This is a genomic window from Aurantivibrio plasticivorans (assembly GCF_055392955.1).
The window spans coordinates 3,116,608-3,137,384 of sequence record NZ_AP036020.1; the positions used below are offsets into that span (position 1 = coordinate 3,116,608).

The following is a 20,777-nucleotide window of genomic DNA, read 5'->3' on the forward strand; positions in this document are numbered from 1 at the left end:
CAATGCGACTCAACCTGACAGTAATTGAAACCATGGCCAGCAACCCAAAACCAAACCGCCTAGAAGATTGGGCACAACGCACACAGAATACCACCGCTATTATTCAGGACGACAGATCACTCACCTACGCACAATGGAATCAACAGGCCGATCAGGTTGCCCACAGCTTGGCAAAGAGAGGGATTGGCTCAGAAGATATCATGGTGCTGCGTTTACAAAATTCCATCGAATGGTGCGTATTAAATGCAGCCTTATCAAAATTAGGCGCTGGCGTACTAGGTCTCAACTGGCGTTTAACTGCCAAAGAAATACGTTTTATTCTCGAGAACAGTGGCGCTACAGCCTTCGCTTGTGATGATCAATCGCCGGAAGCACTACTGCCCGCCTTTGATGGCCTAAACATGAAAGCACTTGTCGCTGTTGCACCCACACCAACTCTTTCGGGTGACTTCACCCACTACGCGGCACTACTGGAGACTCCACCAGAGCCGCCTTTTTATTCTGACGCTGATGCACGTTTAATTATTTACACCTCGGGCACCACGGGGTTCCCCAAAGGCGTTGTAAATAACCGCTCAAACCCAAGCGCGACAAAAGATCCGCTACTTGCGCAGCAGCAACGTGAATACTTAGCCAGCGTTCGAGGCGAGGGCAACAATGATCCGGAGCAAGTACTCGTAACCATGCCCATGCACCATGCCGCAGGCCCCGGAATTGTCCGCACTGCCGTTAATCGAGGAAGCACCATGGTGTTAATGCCTCGCTTCGACGCAGAGAAAGTCTTGCAGCTCATTGAGCAATACCAAATAAGCACATGGAACGGCGTACCGACCATGTTCAAGCGCATCGCGGCGCTACCCAAAGACATACTCGATAAGTACGATGTGTCGAGCATTAAAACGTTAAGTGTTGGCGCTGCACCAGTACCCAAAGCATTAAAGCAATGGATTTTCGACTATTTCGGCCCCTGTTTGCGCGAAAACTATGGGTCAACAGAAGTTAGCATGGTCAGTTCGCTTTCCCCCGACATGCACACCGAAAAACCCGGCTCCTGCGGAAAACCATTTAAGCACGTGAAAGTCAGCATTCGCGATGCTGCGGGCAAGGAACTTCCTCAAGGCGAAACTGGAGAAATTTGGGTATATACGCCAGTAGCAATTTCGAATTACCTAGGCGCCGACACCATGGATGAAGACACCCGTGATAAAAACGGATTCTTCCGTATGGGCGACGTCGGTTATCTCGACTCAGATGGGTACCTTTATATTACCGACCGCATTAAAGACATGATCATTTCTGGGGGCGTCAACATTTACCCAGCAGAAATTGAAGCTGCACTGATTCAGCACCCGGCGATTCAAGATATCGCCGTCATTGGTGTACCCGATGACGAATTCGGCGAGCAGGTAAAAGCATACTGCGAACTTAAACCAAACCATGACGCTAGCGAAGCGGAACTCAGTGACTTTGCAGCGGAGCACCTCGCATCCTATAAACGTCCACGAAGCTATGAAATAGTGGCAGAGTTACCGCGTAACACCATGGGCAAAATCCTAAAACGAGATCTACGCGATCCTTACTGGCAAAACAAAGAGAGACAAGTATGAGTGAGATACTAAGCCTTGAAGGTAAAGTGGCTTTAATTACCGGTGCTGGCCGAGGTGTCGGCGAACAAATCGCCAAACATTTTGCAGATCACAACGCGAAAGCGATCATTGTTAACGATTATTTTCTCGATAGAGCTGAGGCGGTTGCCAAAGAGATCAATGATGCTGGAGGCAATGCGCTCGCGATTCAATGTGATGTTACCAACCTTGATTCTGTCAAAACCATGGTCGAACATGCGAAAGAAAAATTCGGTAGCATCGATATTCTCGTCAACAATGCGGGTAATGCCGGAGCAGAGCCAGACCCCGACGCACGCAAACCATTTTGGGAAACCAGTCCTGAGGCGTGGAACAGTTTTATTCAGGTTAACTTTTACGGTGTCATCAATACATCAACTGCGGTCATTCCAGATATGATTGAGAAAAAATCTGGACGCATTATTACTATTATTTCTGATGCCGGTCGTGTTGGAGAAACGGGGCTGGAAGTCTACTCCGGAGCTAAAGCGGGAGCGGCTGGCTTTATCCGAGCCATTGCGCGCAGCCTAGGACGTTATAGCATTAACTGTAATTCCGTTGCCATCGCCGCCACCTTAACGCCAGATATTCAAGCGCGCTTGGAAGCAGATCAGGAACGCTATAAAAAAATCATGTCAAAGTATGTTATTCGACGCCCAGGCAAACCAAATGATATTGCCAATATGGTTTTATTTTTGGCATCTGACGCGTCTGAATGGATTACCGGCCAAACCTACCCTGTTAATGGTGGCTTTTCTTTTAATCAGTAACTAACAACCAGCGTGATCAAAGAAATAACGGGTATAAAAATATTATGACCGACAACCCAGAAGGTAAGCAGCACATAACAACGGAGCGCCTCGGTAACACTTTAGTGATTACCATCAACCGGCCCGAAGCAAAAAACGCGTTTAACAACTTACAATCCCACCAGATGAATGATGCTATCGATCTACTAGAAAACGACGATAGTTTATTTGTCGGCATCATCACAGGTGCTGGCGGGACCTTTTCTGCAGGCGCCGATTTAAAAGAAGCGGCTAGCGGCGTAAAACGCGAGCGCCCAGCCCGCGGAGGGTTTGGTGTATTTGCCAAACCGCCACGCAAGCCTTTAATCGCAGCCGTTGAAGGTTTCGCAGTTGGTGGCGGGTTTGAATTATGTTTAACCTGCGACATTATCATCGCTGCGGAGAGTGCAAAGTTCGGATTGCCGGAGGTCAAACACAACGTCGTTGCAATTGGTGGCGGTCTGTTTCGCCTGCCCAAACGTATGGCATACCATCAAGTGATGGAATTAGCATTAACCGGAGAATTTAAAGACGCCGCCTATTTTCAACAACAAGGTATCGTGAACCAAATCGTTCCAACAGGTACCGCGTTAGATGCAGCCATACAGTTTGCAAATAAAATACAAAGTAACGGCCCGACCGCGTTGGCGGCGAGTAAAGAAATCGTTCGCCATAGCTTCGACTGGACGGATGATGAGGCCTGGGCAAAACAAATGCCTATTGCTAATGTCGCTCTACAATCTGAAGACCGTAAAGAAGGCTTGAAAGCCTTTGCCGAAAAACGCAAACCTACTTGGAAAGGTCGCTAGTTATACGAGTTATCGTTTGCGAGCTGAAGAATAATCTCAGGAAGTGGCGTAGTTTCATTTTTTTCTGCTCGATTGCCGGGGCGAATTTTTGACTCATGCGCGAATGCCTCTATCGCCTGAATACGCGAATCATCTAAAGGATGGGTACTCAACAACTCCGGGGCCATTAACTCGCCCCGTTGTTGTTTAAACAATTCGAAAAGATCGGCAGCGCCCTCAATGTGGCCATATTCGGCCAGCACGGCTCGCATAGCAACTCGATCAGCTTCAGTTTCCTGATCACGATTAAATGACAGCGCTGTAAACAGACTGAGCTGACCCAGCAACTGTTGCGACATACCGCTATCACCAAACCCTGTTATGCAAGCTAAGGCTAAACCAACGGTTAATCCTCGCCCCATCGCAACAATGGGATCTCGGTGCGCAATATGCGCAGCCTCATGCGCAACAACCATTGCCAAGGCGTTTTCGCTATTGAGCTTTTCAAGCAAACCACGATAGACGACTACGTGACCACCTAACGTGGCATAAGCATTCACCAGATCATCGTCACTGTAGTGCACTGTGATCGACATTCCATCGGCTAAGTCCATGTGCTCAGTGAGCCGGTCACTTAAAGCTTGTAAGTAGTCTTCGATGGCTTGGTCACCAGTGCTCCGTTGCGAATCAATCAAGGTCGTTTCGGCAAAGCCATCACTAACCAATGCAGCTTCCGTTTCAAAGGGAATAAACCGGACTAACCACTCGGCTAATAGCGCCAAGACAAATACCGCGGCTACCACGATAGCGCTGACACCCGCTAACAGAATAAAAAATTCTTTTAGCGGGTGCTCTTGCGATACGTTTATCCCCTCAGGTATTTGTGGATTGCTGTATTTCATTATTCACTTAGCCTGTTAATAACAAACACTAATAGAGCGCAGTGCCGTAAGCGTATACTTCGACGCTACCCACCTGCTGTTGCTGCCCCTTGTATATTGACGCTGTCTCTAGCTTTACGTTAATCACTGCTTGAGCGCCCAGGCGCTGCGCTTCTTCCTTCATGCGCAAAATGGCTTCGCGCCTGGCTCGCTCCACCAACGTCTCATAAGCTTTAACACGCCCACCAACAATTGATCGCAAACCGGCAACAATTCGTTTGAAATAATCAAGCGAGATCACGACATTACCGCTAACGAGCGCAACCTGAGTAGGCTCAGTCGCATTTAATGGATAACGCTTAGCGAAGGTGAGAATATGCCGAAGTTGCTGCTCACGCTGAATGATTGAGCGAAAATGGCGTTTCTCAGCAATGCGACCGAAAAAGTAGCCTAGCGACAATAGCGTCAGGAAAAATATTAAATCGTACATCCTTGATCTCCGTGTCTTACTCGAGAACCACCGCAGTGCCATAGACGAAAAGCTCAGCAGCACCGGCTGAGATAGAGGACGTCGAAAATCGAACATTGAGCACGGCATTGGCACCAATTGATTTGGCCTGCTCGATCATTCGTTCAGTGGCCTCTTCCCTCGCTTCTGTTAACAACTCTGTGTAACTTTTTAACTCGCCACCAAAGATATTCTTAAAACCCGCCATAATGTCTTTGCCGGCATGCTTAGCACGTACCGTATTGCCCTGCACCATGCCAAGGTGTTCTCTCACCCGTCGCCCGGGCACCATCTCAATATTCGTAACCAGCATTTTTTATCCTTTCTCCGTAAACCCTATCAACATTAGCCTAAAACTCAATCTGATAGCCCTAGACAGGCTCTTTGCGCCGGTAATATGCCCGTCTTAACCCCAGCATGTCTAGTAGCTCGACCCCGTGATTTTTTAAACGACGTGTCAACCGATTCCAGACTTGTGCGTTATAGATAGTAAGCGCGCGAGATGACACAAACTAAGGCCCTCTGGCCACACTCATATTGACAGCACGACTGACTTAACGGAGCTATATAATGAACAAGCCCAACAACCAATACCCTCACTTCCGCCAATACATCCATCTCGCTACAGGTCTAGCTTTGACGGCAGTCCTTGCCTGCGGTGTAACCGTTGCAAACGCAGAGTCCCGAGGCCCCTCAGCCGATGGTGCCCGACATGCCAATGTTCAACAGCACCGAGCACGTATGGCAGAACAACACAGACAACGTAAAATGCGAGAAGGAACACGAACCATAACCCGCACACGGCCAGATGGCGCAACCGCCACTCGAACGACAACGGTTGATATCGACCAAGAATCGCAAACCCGCACGCGCACCACTGAGGGGGAAAGATTCGACGGTAGCACCTACAGTAGTAGCGACGTCATGCAGCGCAGTGAGGATGGCTTCACGCGAGAATCGACCCGCACCAATGCGGAAGGTGTCACCACGTCTCGCAATGTCGTAGCGACAATCGATAAGGAGGCTGGCACACTCCATAAAGAGATCACTGTGGTTGACAAAGATGGTGAAACACATACTAGAGTCATTGATAGAAGCCGTGGTGATAACGAATCAGATAGCGCAGAGTAGGATTTTGTCCTTAGCAACGGATTGCTGCTCATCACAATACCCAGGAGATTGTGTTGTGATGAGCGACAAAAACGAAGTTGAAATAGAGAAACAGACGCTCACGAATGGCCAATTTACATAACGCCAACATTGCACATGCTGCCGCGGAATCAGCTCATCAACATGATGCTGAGGGAACAGCGCAATCGCTCAATGACTTTTTTGCGAGCGTGGAGGGCCGCGCATATCAAATGGCCAAGCTAGCGACAAAAAGTCATGCCGAAGCGTTGGACGTAGTACAGGAAGCAATGATCAAGCTGGCCACTAACTACGCCGACAAATCGGCGTCAGAATGGGCGCCGCTTTTTCAAACAATTTTGCAGCGCGAGATCATACAATCCCATCGGCGCCAGCAAAGGCAACATCGCTGGTTCTGGCAAAAACGTGGGTACCAGGAAGATGAGCTGCAGGAAGAAGATCCCATTGATTTAGCGGAAAGCGACGAAAGTGAAATGCCTGACAGTGTGTGGCAGCGAACACAAGACATAGAGGCCGTGATGCACGCCGTCGAGCAATTAAGCATCAGACAACAGCAGGCGTTTTTACTACGCAGTTGGGAAGGCTTCGATGTGGAAACCACAGCGAACATTATGCAATGTAGCAGCGGCAGCGTTAAAACACATTACTCGCGAGCAGTTCGCGAATTACGCAAGCAATTAATGCACATGCAACACGAATACTCACAATAGCAACCAGGTTACAGGTAACCCCTTATGACCGATAAAAAATTTAGCGACGCCATAAAAAGCAGCTTAGACAAAAGTACCGACTCGCTGCCAGAGAATGTTCGCGAACAATTGCGTGAAGCCAGGAATAAAGCCCTAGCAAAGCGGCAAGCGAGTTCAGCCCGAAAACGCTGGCAAATCGCTGCTTCAGCTATCGCTGCGTCGGTATTGGTCGCCCTCATATTGCCAAGTATTGTTCAAACACCAGCACCAGAGGAAACGTTAGATACCCTCACTTACCTTGATGTTGATCCAGAGATGCTCGAGCTCATGGACTTACTCATAGAGTTTGGCGACCTAGCGGATGCAGGTAACGATGCGATTTAGCAAAGTAATGATCGCGATAGTGCTACTTCAAAGTCTCGCAGCAAAAGCTGAGGAGGCAACTAATTCTGAAGCATTTTGGCTATGGTTAAGCGAGTACAGTCAAGGTGATGGCGAATTACTTGATCCACTGATGCTTGAGGAAGTACTGAGTCATGAATACCAACAAATGACATTGGAAAAAGGTGAACACGAATCATCGACTAAATCGATTGAACTCATCAAAGCGCTAGAGTCGCTTGATATGGAACCAAAACCCAAGACCAAAACGTCTCCGCTACTCACGGAGGGAAAGTGATTATGAAACCCATCAAATATAAACCACTCGTCCAATGTATCTGGGCCACAATATTCGTAGTAGGATTCGCTGTCTCATCACATGCCAAAGAGTGGCAGGAACTGAATAGTGAAGAGCAAGCGATACTTGCCCCCTTAGAACAGCGATGGTCACAACTTGATGAATCGCAGCGACAGCGTTTGTTGGCGACTGCGCAACGCTATCAATCATTAAGCGACGAACAACGCACTTTTTTGCAAGAGCGTTTCGCGAAGTGGCAAGCCGTAGAACAAACACGACGAGAGAGATTACAACGACGCTACGAACGCTTTTCTCAACTTCCCCTCGAGCAACGCAGACAATTGCAACAACGATATCGCTGGTTCCAAGGGTTAACCGCTGAAGAGCAGAACAATCTGCAACATAACTTTCAACAGATGAGTCCTCTTGAAAGACGGCAGATGCGTGATCGTATTCGCCAGGCGGATAGACAGCAACGTCGACAACTCCGCGAGCAGCTATTAAAACAACGTTTAAATCGCTAGAGGAACGATTTGTGACTATCTTCACTCGATTTGCTACGGGTGCAATCACCGCACTCATCTGTATCACCAACGTTGGGTCTATCGCTTCAGCAAATGCCGAACCCAATTCGCAAGCACTAGACGATACTTTACACCCACTAAATAGCAGTGCACTTGATCTCGAGCTTCAACACCAGCGGCAAAACTTGCAAGTTGGTGATGGCCAATTAACGACTTTGCTGCTAGCACCTTCAGTTAATAGTCTCAGAGGAAGTCACCATAGTTGGAGCCTAGGCGTGGATATTCCGCTGCAACAAGTCGAAGGGACTTATGCCTACAATATTCCTCTAAACGTAGCCGATGCCTGTGAGCGCTTGGACGCAGGTCAAATCAACCCAGAAAGAGGTTTTTTAATTCGTCGTTTAACGCAGCTGTGTGCTGATTATCAGGACGAAGACTATCAAGCATCGGGTATTGGCGACATCAGCATTTATGCGCAGTACGCCTATTACAACGAGTCCAACTGGACCCCAGCGACTAGCATCAGCTACAAATTTGACAATGCAGATTACGACGAATTTTTAGGTAGCGGGACGAAGGAAGTGCATCTATCGGCAAGTATGCTTGGTAGCTTTCACAATCTCGCAACCAGTCTCTACGTTGGACATACACTATTTTCAGGCGGCGACTTGGAATCCCTTTACGATGATTATTCCCAAGCCGAAGTCACCCTACGAACACCCTGGAGACTGAAGTGGGAACTCGGCACAACATTTGGGTATCGCAACCCAAATGATGTTGATGTAACCCACGCAAGTTTGTTTGGCGGGATTCGCCTGGGTGAAAACAGTAGCCTAGTAATTGAGTACACAAGCTATCAAGGTGATAACTACTCAATCGATTCGGAAATCACAGCAAGTGCCAGTGTCTATTTTTAGTATTGCAATGGCATAAAAAAGCCGCCAGTCAGAAACTGATTGGCGGCGAGCCCTTTTTTAATATTCAGGGGAGGGGAAACTTTAATTAAAAACCTTTATTTAGAATTCAACGACATTCGACGTAGTGCAGCTTCGCCATGGCCCGTAACAGATGGTACCTGCATTGCGAATACGCGAGTTCGTTAAGCGAGCGGTCGATGACGAGCTATCAGTTCTGAACACAGCTTCCTTCATATTTTTGATATCACAATTATCAACCGTAACATTGATGGTGAACCCTGTTCCGCCATTTTGCCGCAAAAATTTCCCGGCTCCATCGACAATACAATTCGACACAGTAATATTGGCAGCAGCGTTAATTTGCATAAACTTATCGTATCCGTCATAAGCTTCAATATTGCGGACGACGATATCGCCTTGCGATTTCACGGTTAAGCCATCTTCGCCAATGTCCGTCCAGCGAATATTATCGATAGTCCCGCCTCCATAAAAATGAATACCGTCCGCACCGTTTCGACCGATGATGACGTTCTTCAACGTCGCACCGTTTTCTACTCGAAACACAGGCTTTTGACCTTCACCTTGTCCTCCGTCACCCAAAGCGGATGTTGGATTATAAGTTTTACAGCCGCCATCAAACACACCGCTACTAACCACAATGGTAGACGAAACAGTCACCGAGCCAGTTGAAACACAACTTGAACCTTTCCCGTTTCCAGTTGGCGGCTGTGAGCTACCGACTAAAGCAAATCGCCACAATTGAGGCGCGCCTCCCCAATATTCCCATTGGACAATGTTGGCGCCATTCGATGAATTGAAGTCATAGACCTCTACTGCCTTGCCACTAAAGCGTGAGATTATATTGTATGTTCCATTACCCTCAGCATTAATTTGCCACTGCTGATTGTCACCCCCTAAATATTCCCATTGACGTAAGTCACCACCATCCGATGTACTCCATGCATAGACATCAAGCGATTTGCCTGAATGAGCGGGACGCAATGTATAGTAGCCATTGCCTAAATTAGTGACATCCCACTGTTGATGCGTATCACCGTCGTAATCATATTGGACGACGTTTGCACCATTGCTAACACTTGCGCCGCCAACCTCCATCGCCTTACCGCTAAAGCTATTGGTAATGACATAGCGCCCGTTTTCTAAGGCCCCTGCAGGTGGATTAGGCTCCGGGGTAGGGTCATCTGGCTGGCTGGTCGCAACGGCGTTGCTGATCATTGCGCACAGTGCCACAGGAAATACCGCTAAACGTAGTAAATTTAAACTCATGTCAGCCCCTCTTTATTTTTGATTAATTATTGTTGACGGGATGCTGCATTAACTTCCCTACAGCGTAGACCGCGAAGCCTAACACTGTATAGAGGACATATAATTGCAAAAACTGGCTGTTTTTGCCTAGGGTTTCATGAATAGTGACACCGGGCACACAGCCCGCGTTAGAACTCAGTGAGGTTTTCAGCGGCAATGGCTTGCTGCTCTTCGACAGAAAACGAAGCATCAAATAGCCATTCAATTTGCTGCGCCTGTTCGGCTGACGACAGCGATGAATTAAGAATATCGGCTTTTTGTTGCAAGAATATGTCCCGGCGACTAAGCCAGTTAGTTATGCCATAATCTCGCGTCAAAAAATGTTTTTGGGCTTGTTCACGCTGACGTTGCTTTTCATCTTCAGATACGCTCGTATCAGAAGTAATTCGCAGATTCTCGAGCATATACTGCTCTTGTACGTGCTGGCGTTTAAATAACTTTTCTGCAACAGATCCCCCAAAATACATCTGCCTCAAGGTTTGAAGATCATCAAGTTTAATCGACAAGGTTACTGGATCGGTCACGTTGGGGTAAACGGTTTCGAGTTGAGACTTGGCCTGTAAGTACTCAAAAAAATTACCGACGATATCTACCACTTGCTCGGCAGCAGGACTGGGTAAACCATCACGAATTACCTGGCTAACGTAATCACGCTGCTGCTGGCTCATAGTGACTGCGCTATAACCTATCGTTTGGTATAACGCTTGAAGACCTACCTCATCCACCACGACATTGCCGTAGTGATCAATGCGCACATCACCCAAAGCCTTCACTATGCGCTGTTCGTCAATAGTCGCGGCGACACGGGCATCGAGCCCCTGGGCGCCCCCTTGCTGTGTCGCTGCATATTCACGCAAGGCTTCATTAGAAGACCATTGCCAAACACTTTCTATCGTTTCTGTCTTACTCTCAGTCGCCGAGGTTTCGAGCATAAGAGACTCATCAGTGTCTTCACGTGCCAGATACCAGACAACTGTTAAACTAAGCAGTAAAAAGGCCAACCCGTAAAGAAACACGTAAAACAAATCAATCGTTGATTTAGACGCCATTTGCTTGCCTATCAATGTTATTGTTATTTTTAACCCAAGAATCTTGTTATTTCTGATCGAAGAAACTACTGCAAAACTTTGGAGGAATGCAAATTGTCTGAAAATGTTTCCCTTGTGGATGAGATCTAGCTCACTTTGCAACGCGGGAAGCGAAAGATTGTCTGGTCACCAATGAAAAATTTGTAATACGGCTATAAACGCAAAAAGCCAGCGATAAAGCTGGCTTTTTATCTAGGCAAATAACAAGATTTACATTCTTACGATTTTTTCAGCTTGCGGACCTTTTTTTCCTTCAGTAACGGTGAATTCAACTTGCTCACCCTCATTTAAAGTCTTAAAGCCATCCCCCTCTATCGCACTAAAATGTGCGAATACATCGGGCCCTGAAGCCTGTTGAATAAACCCAAAACCCTTAGACTCGTTGAACCACTTTACGGTACCGGTGACGCGATCTGACATAGTTTTTCCTCATGATCTGTTGTTACAAATAATCGCCGCAAACACAACACATAGTCGCGGCACAGCCGGAAAGTTGGCGATTACTTATTAACGGCAGGACGAGGGCTTTATAATTAAAACGATCGAATTGGCAGACGAATAAGTTCTTGCTTTCTAGCTTGACGATTATTCTATCCTGGGCCAAATAAAAGTCAATTACATCAAGCCATGCAACTTTAACAAATAAAAATGCACAATAATGTGGCGATATTGAGGAAAAAAACCAGTCAATATAATCTAATTAGTGCTGAATAGAATAGAAAAACAATCTAGATATACCCAAAAAGTAAAATAGACAATGCGGACATTATTTTAATAAGCAGAAATAGTCGAGAATAATAAGCGGGTCTTACGACCCGCTAAGAGACTAATGTATGCGGGTTACTTTTATGACCGCTACCGAGTTATTCCAGTCGTATATTTCGGGGGTCAGAATTTCATTTCCTTGCTCATCTTCTGTGCCCAAGTCATGAAACCCATTACCGATGTATACGAAGCCTTCGTCACCGTCATTGGGACCCGGGGAATAGCCATCTCCACCACATCGAGGCCCGGGGATGTTTGCACAATTCTGATCATTGAGCTCTGTTCCGGCATCGTAACCGGGGCTATGAGTAACGCTCGTACCGCGAAATGGTAATCGCACGCCATTCACTGCGAGGAACGTATCGTTTGTGGGAATGAGCATTGCCGCAACGCTTAAGTATCGATGATGCCTACTCGCTTCAATGACTACTTGATGAGTTTCACCTGGACCAATTAAGCCTGGAATGGTGACGACATTACTGACCGCACTCCCTTGCGATAGCAGGAGATCAGTTAATGGTGCCGTATCACCACCTTCTGCAAGCAACTCAACTTCTATACTAGCCGGTTGGCCTAGCTCAAATACGGATACTGAGTTGTTGTGCGTCGCCACTAATTGAGGCGTAAAAAATTGTCCTTTCGTCACATTCGTAATTTCTACTTCGTATCTCAATGTTTTATCGGCTAAAGCTGGCACTCCGCTAAATGCACCACATAATACTAGCCCAGCTGCGAGCAGCGATTTGCTTGAAAATATCTTCATGTCCTTTCTCCTTTTTTTGATCAATTGCCAATTCACAATGGCAACGTCAGTACGAGAACGAACGTGAATGGGTTACGAGAATTTACGCTAAAGGCGATACTTTACAATCCTGTAAAATGTATCACAAATATTCCACAACACGCTGAGATCAAAGAACATAAACCGTTTAACTATAGAGCGCGCTATTCATAGCGAGTCATAAACTGCGCTTTGGTTTGCGCAACCATTTCATCCCATGGTTGCTGCTCCAGTAGTGGGTGGGGGCGAGCCCCGCCCTTAAGTGCATCGCCCCAACGAGCTATATCAGCACCCGGATGATTACTGATGTAAATATCCGGTGACAATTCAGCTAACCGCTCAAAACCCAACAGTGTTTCTTGGATCAAGTCCGGGAATTGAGGATTTCCGTGCAGTTGCACCCCTGCGTTTGGCCCACGACATCCAAATACCGTAACGTCATACAGCCTATCAGACTCTGACGCAGTTAGACTCCACACGGTACACCCAGGGGTATGCCCCGGCACTTGAGTCGCTGTTAAATTGACGCCACCAAGCGATACGACATCACCGTGCTTTAAAACCCGGTCGACTTTGACCTTCGGCCAGCCTTCAAACCCCAGTGGGGACAGATCTTTTCCTTGGCGCAATGCTTGCGCATCGCCTTCCATTGCAAACACTTTCGCTTTGGTTGCGTTTTGAATTGCCGAATGAGCCTGTACATGATCAAAGTGCGCGTGCGTTGCTAATAGGATCCGTATATCAGAAGGGTTGAAACCTAAGCGCTTAATATTGTCAATGACCAAACTCTGCATTTCGCGCGTGCCAGAGTCTATTAAAATATGTCCTTGGTCAGTTGTAATGAGATAGACGCCGATATTTTTTGCACCAACAGAATATATATTTGCCAATACATTAAAAGGTTCTTCAGGCTCACTGGCATCTTGGTGTAATGGTTTGGCCATTTCTTCTTTTTCCTGATTACTCAGATCGCTTACGTAGCGCGCTGCTTCATTATCAGTTGAGCTTGCACTTGGAAGAGAACACATTAACGCTGCTACGACACTCGTGACCGCGAGCACACACCGCTTGTTAAGCTGAAAATTCATAGCACCCCTATTTAAGTTTTAATGTTAGATATCAATCACCAGTCTACTGGCTACTTCTGCAAAAGCGTTTTGGTCACCTTTCCCATCGCGTTGCGCGGTAAAGAATCCACGACTCGTAGACTTTTCGGAATTTTGTACGAAGACATTTTTCCCGTACACCATTCTTTTAACGCCACGTCATCGATAGAAGAACCCGGAGCCAACACCACTACTGCCGTTACGGCTTCTCCCCAGATAGGGTCGGGAACACCAATGACGGCGCACTCTAAAATTTCGTCGTGACTCAGTAGCACCCCCTCAATTTCCAGTGCTGATATTTTGAAGCCACCCGACTTAATAATATCAATCGATGAGCGTCCCATAATACGGTAATAGCCATTTTCAACGACGGCAACATCTCCCGTGCAAAACCAACCATCAACAAAGCTTTCTTCGGTGGCGGATTTATTTCCCCAGTACTCCAAAAATACGGTCTTACCCTTTATGCGTATTTCCCCAGGAACCCCTTCTGTACTTACACGTTGTTGCTTTTCATCAAATAACGCCACCTCGACCCCAGGTAGAGGGACGCCGACTGCACCAGCCCGCCGCTCACCACGATAGGGGTTTGAAATAGCCATTCCGATCTCTGTCATACCATAACGCTCTAGAAGCACTTGCTCCGTCAACGCCAACCATTTTTCATAAATAGGGATAGGACAAGCGGCCGACCCGGATACATTCAAGCGCATATGACGAAACCCGTTGCACACTTTTTCTTTTTCGCCAGCACTCATGCCTTCTAAGTAGGATATTAACTTTGCATAAATTGTTGGCACAGCCATAAACAACGTATACGTATCTTCCGTAACCTTTGGCAAAAGTGTTTCGATATCGAATTGTGTAAAGACATCAATTGTTGCACCCGCCCACAATCCGCAACATAGGATATTTATAATGCCGTGAACATGATGCATCGGTAAAAACAGAGGGATACAATCCGCTTTTTGCCACTCCCATGCCTCTAGTAATGAAAGAATCTGAGAGTGAATATTGCTATGCGTTGACACCACCCCTTTGGGTTTGTTCGTTGTGCCGCTCGTAAATAAGATCATCGCTCGGCGGGAAACATCAAGCGAAGGTAGATTTGCGTTAAGAATTGGCATTGATTCGACATCGGTGAACAACTGATGATCAACGCCATGTTGAGCGCATAGACTAGCAATGTCTCCATTTAACTGGTCGGAGACAATTAACTGCGTCGCACCCGTTGACACAAGATAATGCTCAAGCTCGCCGATAACAGCGTTTATATTCAAAGGAATGGCAATTCCACCAGCTCGCCAAATGGCAAAGAGCAATGTGACATAGTCCAAGCTTGGAGGAATAATCATGGCGATCCGTTCTTCGCGGAGATCTCCACCTCCTTTGAGAAGCTTCGCAGCAACATCATTAATACGTTGGTTAAGTGCGGCGTAAGTAACTTGCTCCTCGCCTATGGTTAAGGCAAGCCTATCATTGTTATCATCTAGAAATGGAAAAGCTTGCTTTGTCTCGTTATCAGTAATCATTAGCGACCTTACACAGAAATGGTTGCAATACGGAATCTATTCATTAGCGTAGGCAATGTAACCGAGGATACTTCCACACTTTCGATGAACTGTACACCCAGCCGAACTGGGAAATCTCCCAATTTATTAGAGACTTAGCATGGCTACGCGAAACATTTCACTTATTGGTTCTGGTATTGTCGCATCGACTCTCGCCTCAACCTTCCAGGACAATGGCATCACGGTCTCCGCTATCGGTGCCAGGAATATAGAAAAGGCTAAGAACCAGTTTTCTTCAATGATGCCAGCAACTGCCGTAACGACAATTGCCGACGCCGCCAAACAAGCTGACATTCTGTTTATTTTGGTCAGCGACGATGCGATTAGTAGCATTGTTGAGATGCTCCACCAAGAAAATGCGATCAGACCCAATACAATTCTTATTCACTGTAGCGGCGCATTATCGAGTTCTGTCCTCAAGCGGTCCTCACACTACGCTGTAGCCTCGGCACACCCGCTTCAGACGTTTCCATCTGTGAAACAAGCAAAGAACTCATTGAAGCACTGTATATGGTGTTGCGAAGGTGACACGGAAGCGTTGAATGCAGTCCGCCCCATGATAGAAACGGTTAGCCAACAATTTCTTGAAATAGACTCATCAGCTAAAACTCTTTACCACTGCGGCGCAGTGTTTGCGTCAAATTATCTCGTCGCACTGATTGATGCGGCATTGGAATGTAATGAATTCGCGGGTATCGACCGACACGATGCGCTCACCGCACTACGCCCGCTAATTAACGCCACCCTAGACAACATCCAAACCAGAGGCACAACAGAAGCACTAACCGGGCCTATCGCACGAGGTGATAAAGAGACTATTCGTCACCACCTCACATCGCTAGATAAACAATCAGCACTTTTGGGCATATATAAATCGCTAGGGGAACGTACGCTACGCCTTGCTAGCAACAAAGGCACAGCGAGCCCAGAGAACTTGATGTGTATTGAGCAGATCTTGTCAGAACATCCTGAAAACTAAAGGGGCGTTCATTTTATATAGCATGGCTTTCTTTCGGTATCATACGATACAAAATGATGGCAATAGCAACCGAAACCCATTCGATAATGAGTAACAGCCACTGCATGAATGCTTGCCCACCATCAAACACAACCCCCACGAATCGGGTCACACCTGCCCCAGCCAGCAGGAAAATAACGGCTACCAGCGCTTGATGAAGGCGACTAAACGCTGCATAGAGAATGTAACACCCTGCGCCGAGCAGAAAGCCGCCGTAAGTCGCCCTAATTTCTGTGATAGACACGGGGTTATCTAAAGCAATCCCCATGGACGTCATAACACCAACGGGATTAAAAAGCCCCGCCAGGCCACAACCAATAAACAATACGGCTTGCAGCACCAAGAAAGCCACGGCCACTCGCTTCGATTTGACATTCAACTTCAACTTAATTCCTCAGCACGAATTAACAAAGAGTACACTTATACGGTACCCTCGGCATTAAAGATTACTAGGTGGCAACTCAACTAACGTCAGCGTAATGGTAAAGGCTTTTCAAGCTGAAGAATTGAATCCGATAATTCAGACACCTTGTCATTAATCGCCACCTCCGCATCATACAACCCTCTGTTGTAAAAAAACGGGCCTATTTCTTCGGCAAAAAAATCTATTAAAAATTCGGCATCGAATCCGCCGATGCTTTGGTCCAACTCCTCGTGAAAGTAAAGCTGAACTTTTTTCACGATCAATTCCTTTTCGTCTTTAGAAAATTCAATCTTTTCCATCAAAATCTCCTTATCAAGTAGTTTATCGCCATAAAAACGACAGCTAAACTGACACTGTCTTAGTACGGAAATATGCTAGACATATCGATACATTATAACTGGCATGAGCAGTACCCATAGTAAAAATAGAGACCATACTCGCCCCCTTAAGATATGATAATCGTTGAGTAGATGATCCCATGAATGTCCCGCAACATAGTGACCAAAACCAAACTCAAATATAACAGTTGCCACAAACCAAATTGCGCCAATACACCACGCATTAACTAAAGACTCGATCGGCCATAACCGATGAACGAAGTAAACAAATGTTCCCGAGAGCAAAACTCCCGTTAGCGTGGAGAGCTGATGAGCCGATAACTCAGAAAGAACCTTCCCATAGGTCAACTCACGTAACACGCCATTGATTACCGCAATGAAAGCCAGCGGCAACCACAACAACGCATATTGAAGTACCATACACACCCCCTCTTCAGCACAATCTAGCGGACAAAAGCTCCCGGATCAGTCGGTAATCGCCACCGAATTGCGCCTTTTTAGGTTTTTCGCAATCGAACAATAAGGTATGGAAATACCCCATAAAGAATTAGTGACATAGCGTACGCCACACCCGAAATAGAGTATTTCGTCTGCATATACTCTAGAAGGGATAAATCTCGCAACCATAGCACTAGGGTGAATTCAAAAACTAACAGATATAGCAACGCCAACCCACCAACACACAGCGCCTGTGGCCTATTTATCACTGTGCTACTGGCGTACACAATATAACGTGCCGCCCAAAAGCATACCGCTATCATGAAAGGCAACTCGATGAGTTCTGCCGTTTGCTCGCCTACACTAGGCACCAAAATCAAAATTCTTAGTGTTCCGAAAGCAAAACCAACCAAAAACACAATACAAAAATAGAGTGCTGAGCGATTCAACAGTATTCTCATTTTCCTAGACCGTTGTCGATAACGTTTGTTACAAACGCTTTCTCTATGGCGACGAAAGCGCACATAGAAAATAATCGCACCATGATAACTAGAATGATGGTACGAAAACTATCTTGCAGTGCTTTAGAATAAAACGCAGGCGAAGTGGAGCATTAACCACAATGGATCGAAGATTTACGTTGGGAAAGGAAGTTCCAGCTCGATATCATTGGTCTGAAACACCGCTGTACCGGACGAAAAGTAGGTTTCGAGTTTTTCAGGCGTCACAGGCTGGGCGTAGAGAAAACCCTGCGCTTGATCACAACCTCGCTTACGTAGCCAACTCGCTTGTTCTTCGTTTTCCACACCTTCTGCAACCACATTAAGCGACATATTATGTGCGAGCCCAATGATCGAGTTTGCAATCGACGCATCGTTTTGATCATGATGTATGTCGTGTATGAAGCTACGGTCGATTTTTAATTTTTGGATTGGAAAACGCTTAAGATAGGCGAGAGACGAATAACCCGTACCAAAGTCATCGATAGCAAGTGACAAGCCCATTTCGTTCAACTGAGCCAGCATATTGACAGTTTCGCCGGCGTGTTCCATGGCAGACGTTTCAGTAATTTCAAATTCCAAATATTGTGCGGGCAAATCGATTTCGTTCAAAATGTCTCGCAAGCGTATTGCAAAGTCTTGCTGCCGCAACTGTCGAGGAGAAAGGTTGAGCGCAATTTTTCCAACATGCAGCCCCATATCAATCCAATGACGCTGCTGGCGACCAGCGTGGCGGATAAGCCATTCACCGAGGGGAACAATCAATCCCGTTTCTTCCGCTAAAGGAATAAAGTGCGAAGGCGATATCAATCCACGCTCCGGGTGCTGCCAGCGTATGAGCGCCTCGACCCCAACTAACGACCCACTCTTTAAATCGACTTGTGGTTGGTAGTAAACACGCAGCTGGTCTTCATCGATAGCAGCTCGTAAATCTTTTTCAAGAACCATAAATTTCACAGCCGACGCATCCATGCCTTCAGTGAAATAGAGGTAATTATTTTTACCGCTTTCCTTCGCTTTATGGAGTGCTATATCGGCTCGCTTTAGCAGTTCATCAGCCGCATTACCATCTTGGGGGTACATACTGATACCGATGCTGACAGAGTTCTGCAATGTTGTTCCATCAATAATCACAGGCTCAGCTAGACGCTTCAACACTTTATCGGCTACGCGCCTAGCATCTCCCACTGACCGAATATTTTCTAAGATAACTATAAACTCATCACTATCCAGGCGCGCCACGGTATCCATTCGGCGGAGCTCGGCAACCATCTTGGTAGCGAGTATTTTTAACAACTGGTCGCCAGCATTTCGCCCTAAACTGTCATTGATGCTTTTGAAGTGATCGATATCAATGAGCATCAACCCTAACTTAGTAGAACTTCGATGGGCGCGGACTAAACCGTGATTTAAACGATCATAAAAGAGTGAACGGTTTGGCAATCCGGTTAAGGCATCATGGAACGCCATGAAGTTCAACCTAGACTGCTGATCTCTAACAGCCTCTTCAGCTAACTTTCGCTCAGTAATATCCATGCAAATACTGCATACGCTAAAGATATCGCCGGTTTCTTCACGTAGCGGGAATCGCAACATCAAGTAGGTATGTAAAGTGCCGTCTTTATGGCGCACCTCAAGCTCGCTTTCGACAACCTGAGTACTCTTGTCGAACTCTTCCTCAACATCCCACAACGACTGCGCCAACTCCATTGGATAGTCGCCAAAAAAACCTTGTTCTACCAGCTTGCTTTCATTCACTTCGGCCAGCATTTTGTAATGATCGCTGGCCATCATGATATTGCCATTGAGATCTTTTATGGAAATGAGGGCAGGAGAATTATTTAGAATGGCGTTAAGATAAATCTCGCTCGCCCACAGCGCTTGTTCTGCCTTGGCGTATTCCGCAGACTTCTCTTCGTACTGTCGAATTTCCAGTACATGACGCATCAAAAAACCCGAAAACAGCCATACCGGCTCTAGGTTTTGAACCGCCAACTCCAAATGATCCAATGACGAGCGCGATTCCATATAGTAAACCGCTAACACCTGCCCCTTTTCTATTACCGGGTAAATATAGATTGAGTTAGTGCCAGGCGAATAATTGCTGCTAGTGATGGTTTGACTATACAACGCTTCGACGCACAGCGGTTGCCCCAATTCAATCGCATGTTGAATGTTGCGGTGCGGTAATGATTGAAGGTGCTTGAAATCAATACGAGGCAAAACCACATTAGTTTGGTTTTGTGCGATAGCTTCTATACGAATTTGGTCGTTTTGCGGAATTAACAGGACGACGCGAGAAATAGCGGGGTCACCAATAACCAAGCGGGCTAGGCGCTCGATAACTTCATTATGATTGAGATCCGTAAAAAGTTGATAAAACTTCTTGATCAACTCGGCTGCAGTTGAATTATTCTGCATATAAGATCAGTACCACAACATTCGGATTACGCGAGGCTTACATTACCTAGCGACTATCACGAGAAACTCCTTCCAGTTTTTAGTGACTCATTCCGTTGTCTTTCCATGTAACATGCGTCGCACACTGTGGCTGATGTTAGCACTTATGTAACCACAAGTATTTTGCGAGGACACCGATGTGCCATAAAGCACCCTTGGTAAACCACCTGAACCCCCGTTCAGATCGCGAGCGGAAAGTTTCACCCCCAATGGCGCCCAATATTACCTTAATGTCTAATCCACATCCAACACTAATCGGATCGTTATAATCAAATAATCACGCTAATTTTGGTCGTTATCGACGCGTGGTCACCCAAACTCATACCAATTGCTGAGGAATGGTAGAAACGCGACTTTTTCGTCTCTTCAAACCCCTAGATATCGCCTTTGCCGTTAGTTGCTGAAGCAATTAAC

Annotated in this window: 23 protein-coding genes; 10 read left to right on the forward strand and 13 right to left on the reverse strand. The window is 46.5% G+C overall.

Features of this window, described 5'->3' with window-relative positions; genetic code table 11:
• Nucleotides 1-2 precede the first annotated feature (2 nt).
• Genes ACZ5NB_RS13910 through ACZ5NB_RS13920 form a run of 3 tightly spaced genes read left to right on the forward strand, consistent with a single transcriptional unit; the run spans nt 3 to nt 3,222 of the window.
• A complete protein-coding gene (locus tag ACZ5NB_RS13910) occupies nt 3-1,607 on the forward strand; it encodes a class I adenylate-forming enzyme family protein (protein ID WP_460234540.1) in 1,605 nt (534 codons plus the stop codon).
• Nucleotides 1,604-2,395 (forward strand): SDR family NAD(P)-dependent oxidoreductase, encoded by a 792-nt coding sequence (locus ACZ5NB_RS13915; RefSeq protein WP_460234542.1) that lies wholly within the window; start codon nt 1,604-1,606, stop codon nt 2,393-2,395. The genes ACZ5NB_RS13910 and ACZ5NB_RS13915 overlap by 4 nt, the downstream gene beginning before the upstream one ends.
• Before the next feature lie 44 nt (nt 2,396-2,439).
• The gene (locus ACZ5NB_RS13920; protein ID WP_460234543.1) at nt 2,440-3,222 is read left to right on the forward strand and encodes a crotonase/enoyl-CoA hydratase family protein; all 783 of its coding nucleotides are present in this window, start codon (nt 2,440-2,442) and stop codon (nt 3,220-3,222) included.
• On the opposite strand, the gene ACZ5NB_RS13925 is transcribed toward ACZ5NB_RS13920, so the two are convergent.
• Genes ACZ5NB_RS13925 through ACZ5NB_RS13935 form a run of 3 tightly spaced genes read right to left on the reverse strand, consistent with a single transcriptional unit; the run spans nt 3,219 to nt 4,903 of the window.
• Nucleotides 3,219-4,103, reverse strand: coding sequence for a M48 family metallopeptidase (locus ACZ5NB_RS13925; protein ID WP_460234545.1), 885 nt, complete (start codon nt 4,101-4,103; stop codon nt 3,219-3,221). The genes ACZ5NB_RS13920 and ACZ5NB_RS13925 overlap by 4 nt on opposite strands.
• 28 nt (nt 4,104-4,131) lie before the next feature.
• Nucleotides 4,132-4,572, reverse strand: a complete 441-nt coding sequence (locus ACZ5NB_RS13930) for a YbjQ family protein (RefSeq protein WP_460234547.1) — start codon at nt 4,570-4,572, stop codon at nt 4,132-4,134.
• 16 nt (nt 4,573-4,588) lie between these two features.
• Complete coding sequence (locus ACZ5NB_RS13935; RefSeq protein ID WP_460234549.1) at nt 4,589-4,903, reverse strand: YbjQ family protein; 315 nt, start codon at nt 4,901-4,903, stop codon at nt 4,589-4,591.
• Nucleotides 4,904-5,160: 257 nt separating this feature from the next.
• Between ACZ5NB_RS13935 and ACZ5NB_RS13940 the strand changes: the two genes are divergently transcribed.
• From ACZ5NB_RS13940 to ACZ5NB_RS13965, 6 genes are all read left to right on the forward strand, one after another.
• Nucleotides 5,161-5,721: a hypothetical protein gene (locus ACZ5NB_RS13940; protein WP_460234550.1), complete on the forward strand. Its 561-nt coding sequence runs from the start codon at nt 5,161-5,163 to the stop codon at nt 5,719-5,721.
• 104 nt (nt 5,722-5,825) lie between these two features.
• Nucleotides 5,826-6,449 (forward strand): RNA polymerase sigma factor, encoded by a 624-nt coding sequence (locus ACZ5NB_RS13945; protein ID WP_460234551.1) that lies wholly within the window; start codon nt 5,826-5,828, stop codon nt 6,447-6,449.
• Between the two features lie 24 nt (nt 6,450-6,473).
• Complete coding sequence (locus tag ACZ5NB_RS13950; protein WP_460234552.1) at nt 6,474-6,812, forward strand: DUF3619 family protein; 339 nt, start codon at nt 6,474-6,476, stop codon at nt 6,810-6,812.
• Nucleotides 6,802-7,107, forward strand: coding sequence for a hypothetical protein (locus tag ACZ5NB_RS13955; protein ID WP_460234553.1), 306 nt, complete (start codon nt 6,802-6,804; stop codon nt 7,105-7,107). Before ACZ5NB_RS13950 ends, ACZ5NB_RS13955 begins: the two co-directional genes overlap by 11 nt.
• 2 nt (nt 7,108-7,109) lie before the next feature.
• Nucleotides 7,110-7,631, forward strand: a complete 522-nt coding sequence (locus ACZ5NB_RS13960; protein WP_460234554.1) for a DUF3106 domain-containing protein — start codon at nt 7,110-7,112, stop codon at nt 7,629-7,631.
• An 11-nt stretch (nt 7,632-7,642) separates the two neighbouring features.
• Nucleotides 7,643-8,548: a hypothetical protein gene (locus ACZ5NB_RS13965; protein ID WP_460234555.1), complete on the forward strand. Its 906-nt coding sequence runs from the start codon at nt 7,643-7,645 to the stop codon at nt 8,546-8,548.
• A gap of 99 nt (nt 8,549-8,647) precedes the next feature.
• On the opposite strand, the gene ACZ5NB_RS13970 is transcribed toward ACZ5NB_RS13965, so the two are convergent.
• The 6 genes from ACZ5NB_RS13970 to ACZ5NB_RS13995 form a co-directional block, all read right to left on the reverse strand.
• Nucleotides 8,648-9,835, reverse strand: a complete 1,188-nt coding sequence (locus tag ACZ5NB_RS13970) for a pectate lyase (RefSeq protein WP_460234556.1) — start codon at nt 9,833-9,835, stop codon at nt 8,648-8,650.
• A 167-nt stretch (nt 9,836-10,002) separates the two neighbouring features.
• Nucleotides 10,003-10,923, reverse strand: coding sequence for a lipase secretion chaperone (locus tag ACZ5NB_RS13975; protein WP_460234558.1), 921 nt, complete (start codon nt 10,921-10,923; stop codon nt 10,003-10,005).
• 249 nt (nt 10,924-11,172) lie between these two features.
• On the reverse strand, nt 11,173-11,382 hold the full coding sequence (locus ACZ5NB_RS13980) for a cold-shock protein (protein WP_460234559.1): 210 nt from the start codon (nt 11,380-11,382) through the stop codon (nt 11,173-11,175).
• A 406-nt stretch (nt 11,383-11,788) separates the two neighbouring features.
• Nucleotides 11,789-12,490, reverse strand: coding sequence for a spondin domain-containing protein (locus tag ACZ5NB_RS13985; RefSeq protein ID WP_460234561.1), 702 nt, complete (start codon nt 12,488-12,490; stop codon nt 11,789-11,791).
• Nucleotides 12,491-12,672: 182 nt separating this feature from the next.
• Nucleotides 12,673-13,596, reverse strand: a complete 924-nt coding sequence (bla, locus tag ACZ5NB_RS13990) for a metallo-beta-lactamase (protein ID WP_460234562.1) — start codon at nt 13,594-13,596, stop codon at nt 12,673-12,675.
• A gap of 50 nt (nt 13,597-13,646) precedes the next feature.
• The gene (locus ACZ5NB_RS13995; RefSeq protein WP_460234564.1) at nt 13,647-15,146 is read right to left on the reverse strand and encodes an acyl-CoA synthetase; all 1,500 of its coding nucleotides are present in this window, start codon (nt 15,144-15,146) and stop codon (nt 13,647-13,649) included.
• Nucleotides 15,147-15,285: 139 nt separating this feature from the next.
• Here ACZ5NB_RS13995 and ACZ5NB_RS14000 point away from each other — a divergent pair, with 139 nt between their 5' ends.
• Nucleotides 15,286-16,164 (forward strand): Rossmann-like and DUF2520 domain-containing protein, encoded by an 879-nt coding sequence (locus ACZ5NB_RS14000; RefSeq protein WP_460234565.1) that lies wholly within the window; start codon nt 15,286-15,288, stop codon nt 16,162-16,164.
• 13 nt (nt 16,165-16,177) lie between these two features.
• Here ACZ5NB_RS14000 and ACZ5NB_RS14005 read toward each other — a convergent pair whose 3' ends face one another.
• The 4 genes from ACZ5NB_RS14005 to ACZ5NB_RS14020 form a co-directional block, all read right to left on the reverse strand.
• On the reverse strand, nt 16,178-16,588 hold the full coding sequence (locus tag ACZ5NB_RS14005; protein WP_460234566.1) for a DUF4345 domain-containing protein: 411 nt from the start codon (nt 16,586-16,588) through the stop codon (nt 16,178-16,180).
• Nucleotides 16,589-16,674: 86 nt separating this feature from the next.
• Nucleotides 16,675-16,926: a DUF2164 domain-containing protein gene (locus ACZ5NB_RS14010; protein ID WP_460234568.1), complete on the reverse strand. Its 252-nt coding sequence runs from the start codon at nt 16,924-16,926 to the stop codon at nt 16,675-16,677.
• A gap of 75 nt (nt 16,927-17,001) precedes the next feature.
• A complete protein-coding gene (locus tag ACZ5NB_RS14015; protein WP_460234569.1) occupies nt 17,002-17,385 on the reverse strand; it encodes a hypothetical protein in 384 nt (127 codons plus the stop codon).
• Between the two features lie 653 nt (nt 17,386-18,038).
• On the reverse strand, nt 18,039-20,324 hold the full coding sequence (locus tag ACZ5NB_RS14020; protein ID WP_460234570.1) for a putative bifunctional diguanylate cyclase/phosphodiesterase: 2,286 nt from the start codon (nt 20,322-20,324) through the stop codon (nt 18,039-18,041).
• Nucleotides 20,325-20,777: the final 453 nt, after the last annotated feature.

Bases quoted from the DNA above. Each gene is read 5' to 3' on its own strand.
- ACZ5NB_RS13935 (WP_460234549.1), bottom strand. From the start codon at position 4,903: ATGCTGGTTACGAATATTGAGATGGTGCCCGGGCGACGGGTGAGAGAA.
- ACZ5NB_RS13945 (WP_460234551.1), top strand. From the start codon at position 5,826: ATGGCCAATTTACATAACGCCAACATTGCACATGCTGCCGCGGAATCA.
- ACZ5NB_RS14020 (WP_460234570.1), bottom strand. From the start codon at position 20,324: ATGCAGAATAATTCAACTGCAGCCGAGTTGATCAAGAAGTTTTATCAA.
- ACZ5NB_RS13980 (WP_460234559.1), bottom strand. From the start codon at position 11,382: ATGTCAGATCGCGTCACCGGTACCGTAAAGTGGTTCAACGAGTCTAAG.
- ACZ5NB_RS13950 (WP_460234552.1), top strand. From the start codon at position 6,474: ATGACCGATAAAAAATTTAGCGACGCCATAAAAAGCAGCTTAGACAAA.
- ACZ5NB_RS13915 (WP_460234542.1), top strand. From the start codon at position 1,604: ATGAGTGAGATACTAAGCCTTGAAGGTAAAGTGGCTTTAATTACCGGT.
- ACZ5NB_RS14010 (WP_460234568.1), bottom strand. From the start codon at position 16,926: ATGGAAAAGATTGAATTTTCTAAAGACGAAAAGGAATTGATCGTGAAA.
- ACZ5NB_RS13955 (WP_460234553.1), top strand. From the start codon at position 6,802: ATGCGATTTAGCAAAGTAATGATCGCGATAGTGCTACTTCAAAGTCTC.
- ACZ5NB_RS13995 (WP_460234564.1), bottom strand. From the start codon at position 15,146: ATGATTACTGATAACGAGACAAAGCAAGCTTTTCCATTTCTAGATGAT.
- ACZ5NB_RS13975 (WP_460234558.1), bottom strand. From the start codon at position 10,923: ATGGCGTCTAAATCAACGATTGATTTGTTTTACGTGTTTCTTTACGGG.
- bla (WP_460234562.1), bottom strand. From the start codon at position 13,596: ATGAATTTTCAGCTTAACAAGCGGTGTGTGCTCGCGGTCACGAGTGTC.
- ACZ5NB_RS13985 (WP_460234561.1), bottom strand. From the start codon at position 12,490: ATGAAGATATTTTCAAGCAAATCGCTGCTCGCAGCTGGGCTAGTATTA.
- ACZ5NB_RS14015 (WP_460234569.1), bottom strand. From the start codon at position 17,385: ATGGTACTTCAATATGCGTTGTTGTGGTTGCCGCTGGCTTTCATTGCG.
- ACZ5NB_RS13925 (WP_460234545.1), bottom strand. From the start codon at position 4,103: ATGAAATACAGCAATCCACAAATACCTGAGGGGATAAACGTATCGCAA.
- ACZ5NB_RS13930 (WP_460234547.1), bottom strand. From the start codon at position 4,572: ATGTACGATTTAATATTTTTCCTGACGCTATTGTCGCTAGGCTACTTT.
- ACZ5NB_RS14000 (WP_460234565.1), top strand. From the start codon at position 15,286: ATGGCTACGCGAAACATTTCACTTATTGGTTCTGGTATTGTCGCATCG.
- ACZ5NB_RS13910 (WP_460234540.1), top strand. From the start codon at position 3: ATGCGACTCAACCTGACAGTAATTGAAACCATGGCCAGCAACCCAAAA.
- ACZ5NB_RS13960 (WP_460234554.1), top strand. From the start codon at position 7,110: ATGAAACCCATCAAATATAAACCACTCGTCCAATGTATCTGGGCCACA.
- ACZ5NB_RS13970 (WP_460234556.1), bottom strand. From the start codon at position 9,835: ATGAGTTTAAATTTACTACGTTTAGCGGTATTTCCTGTGGCACTGTGC.
- ACZ5NB_RS13940 (WP_460234550.1), top strand. From the start codon at position 5,161: ATGAACAAGCCCAACAACCAATACCCTCACTTCCGCCAATACATCCAT.
- ACZ5NB_RS13920 (WP_460234543.1), top strand. From the start codon at position 2,440: ATGACCGACAACCCAGAAGGTAAGCAGCACATAACAACGGAGCGCCTC.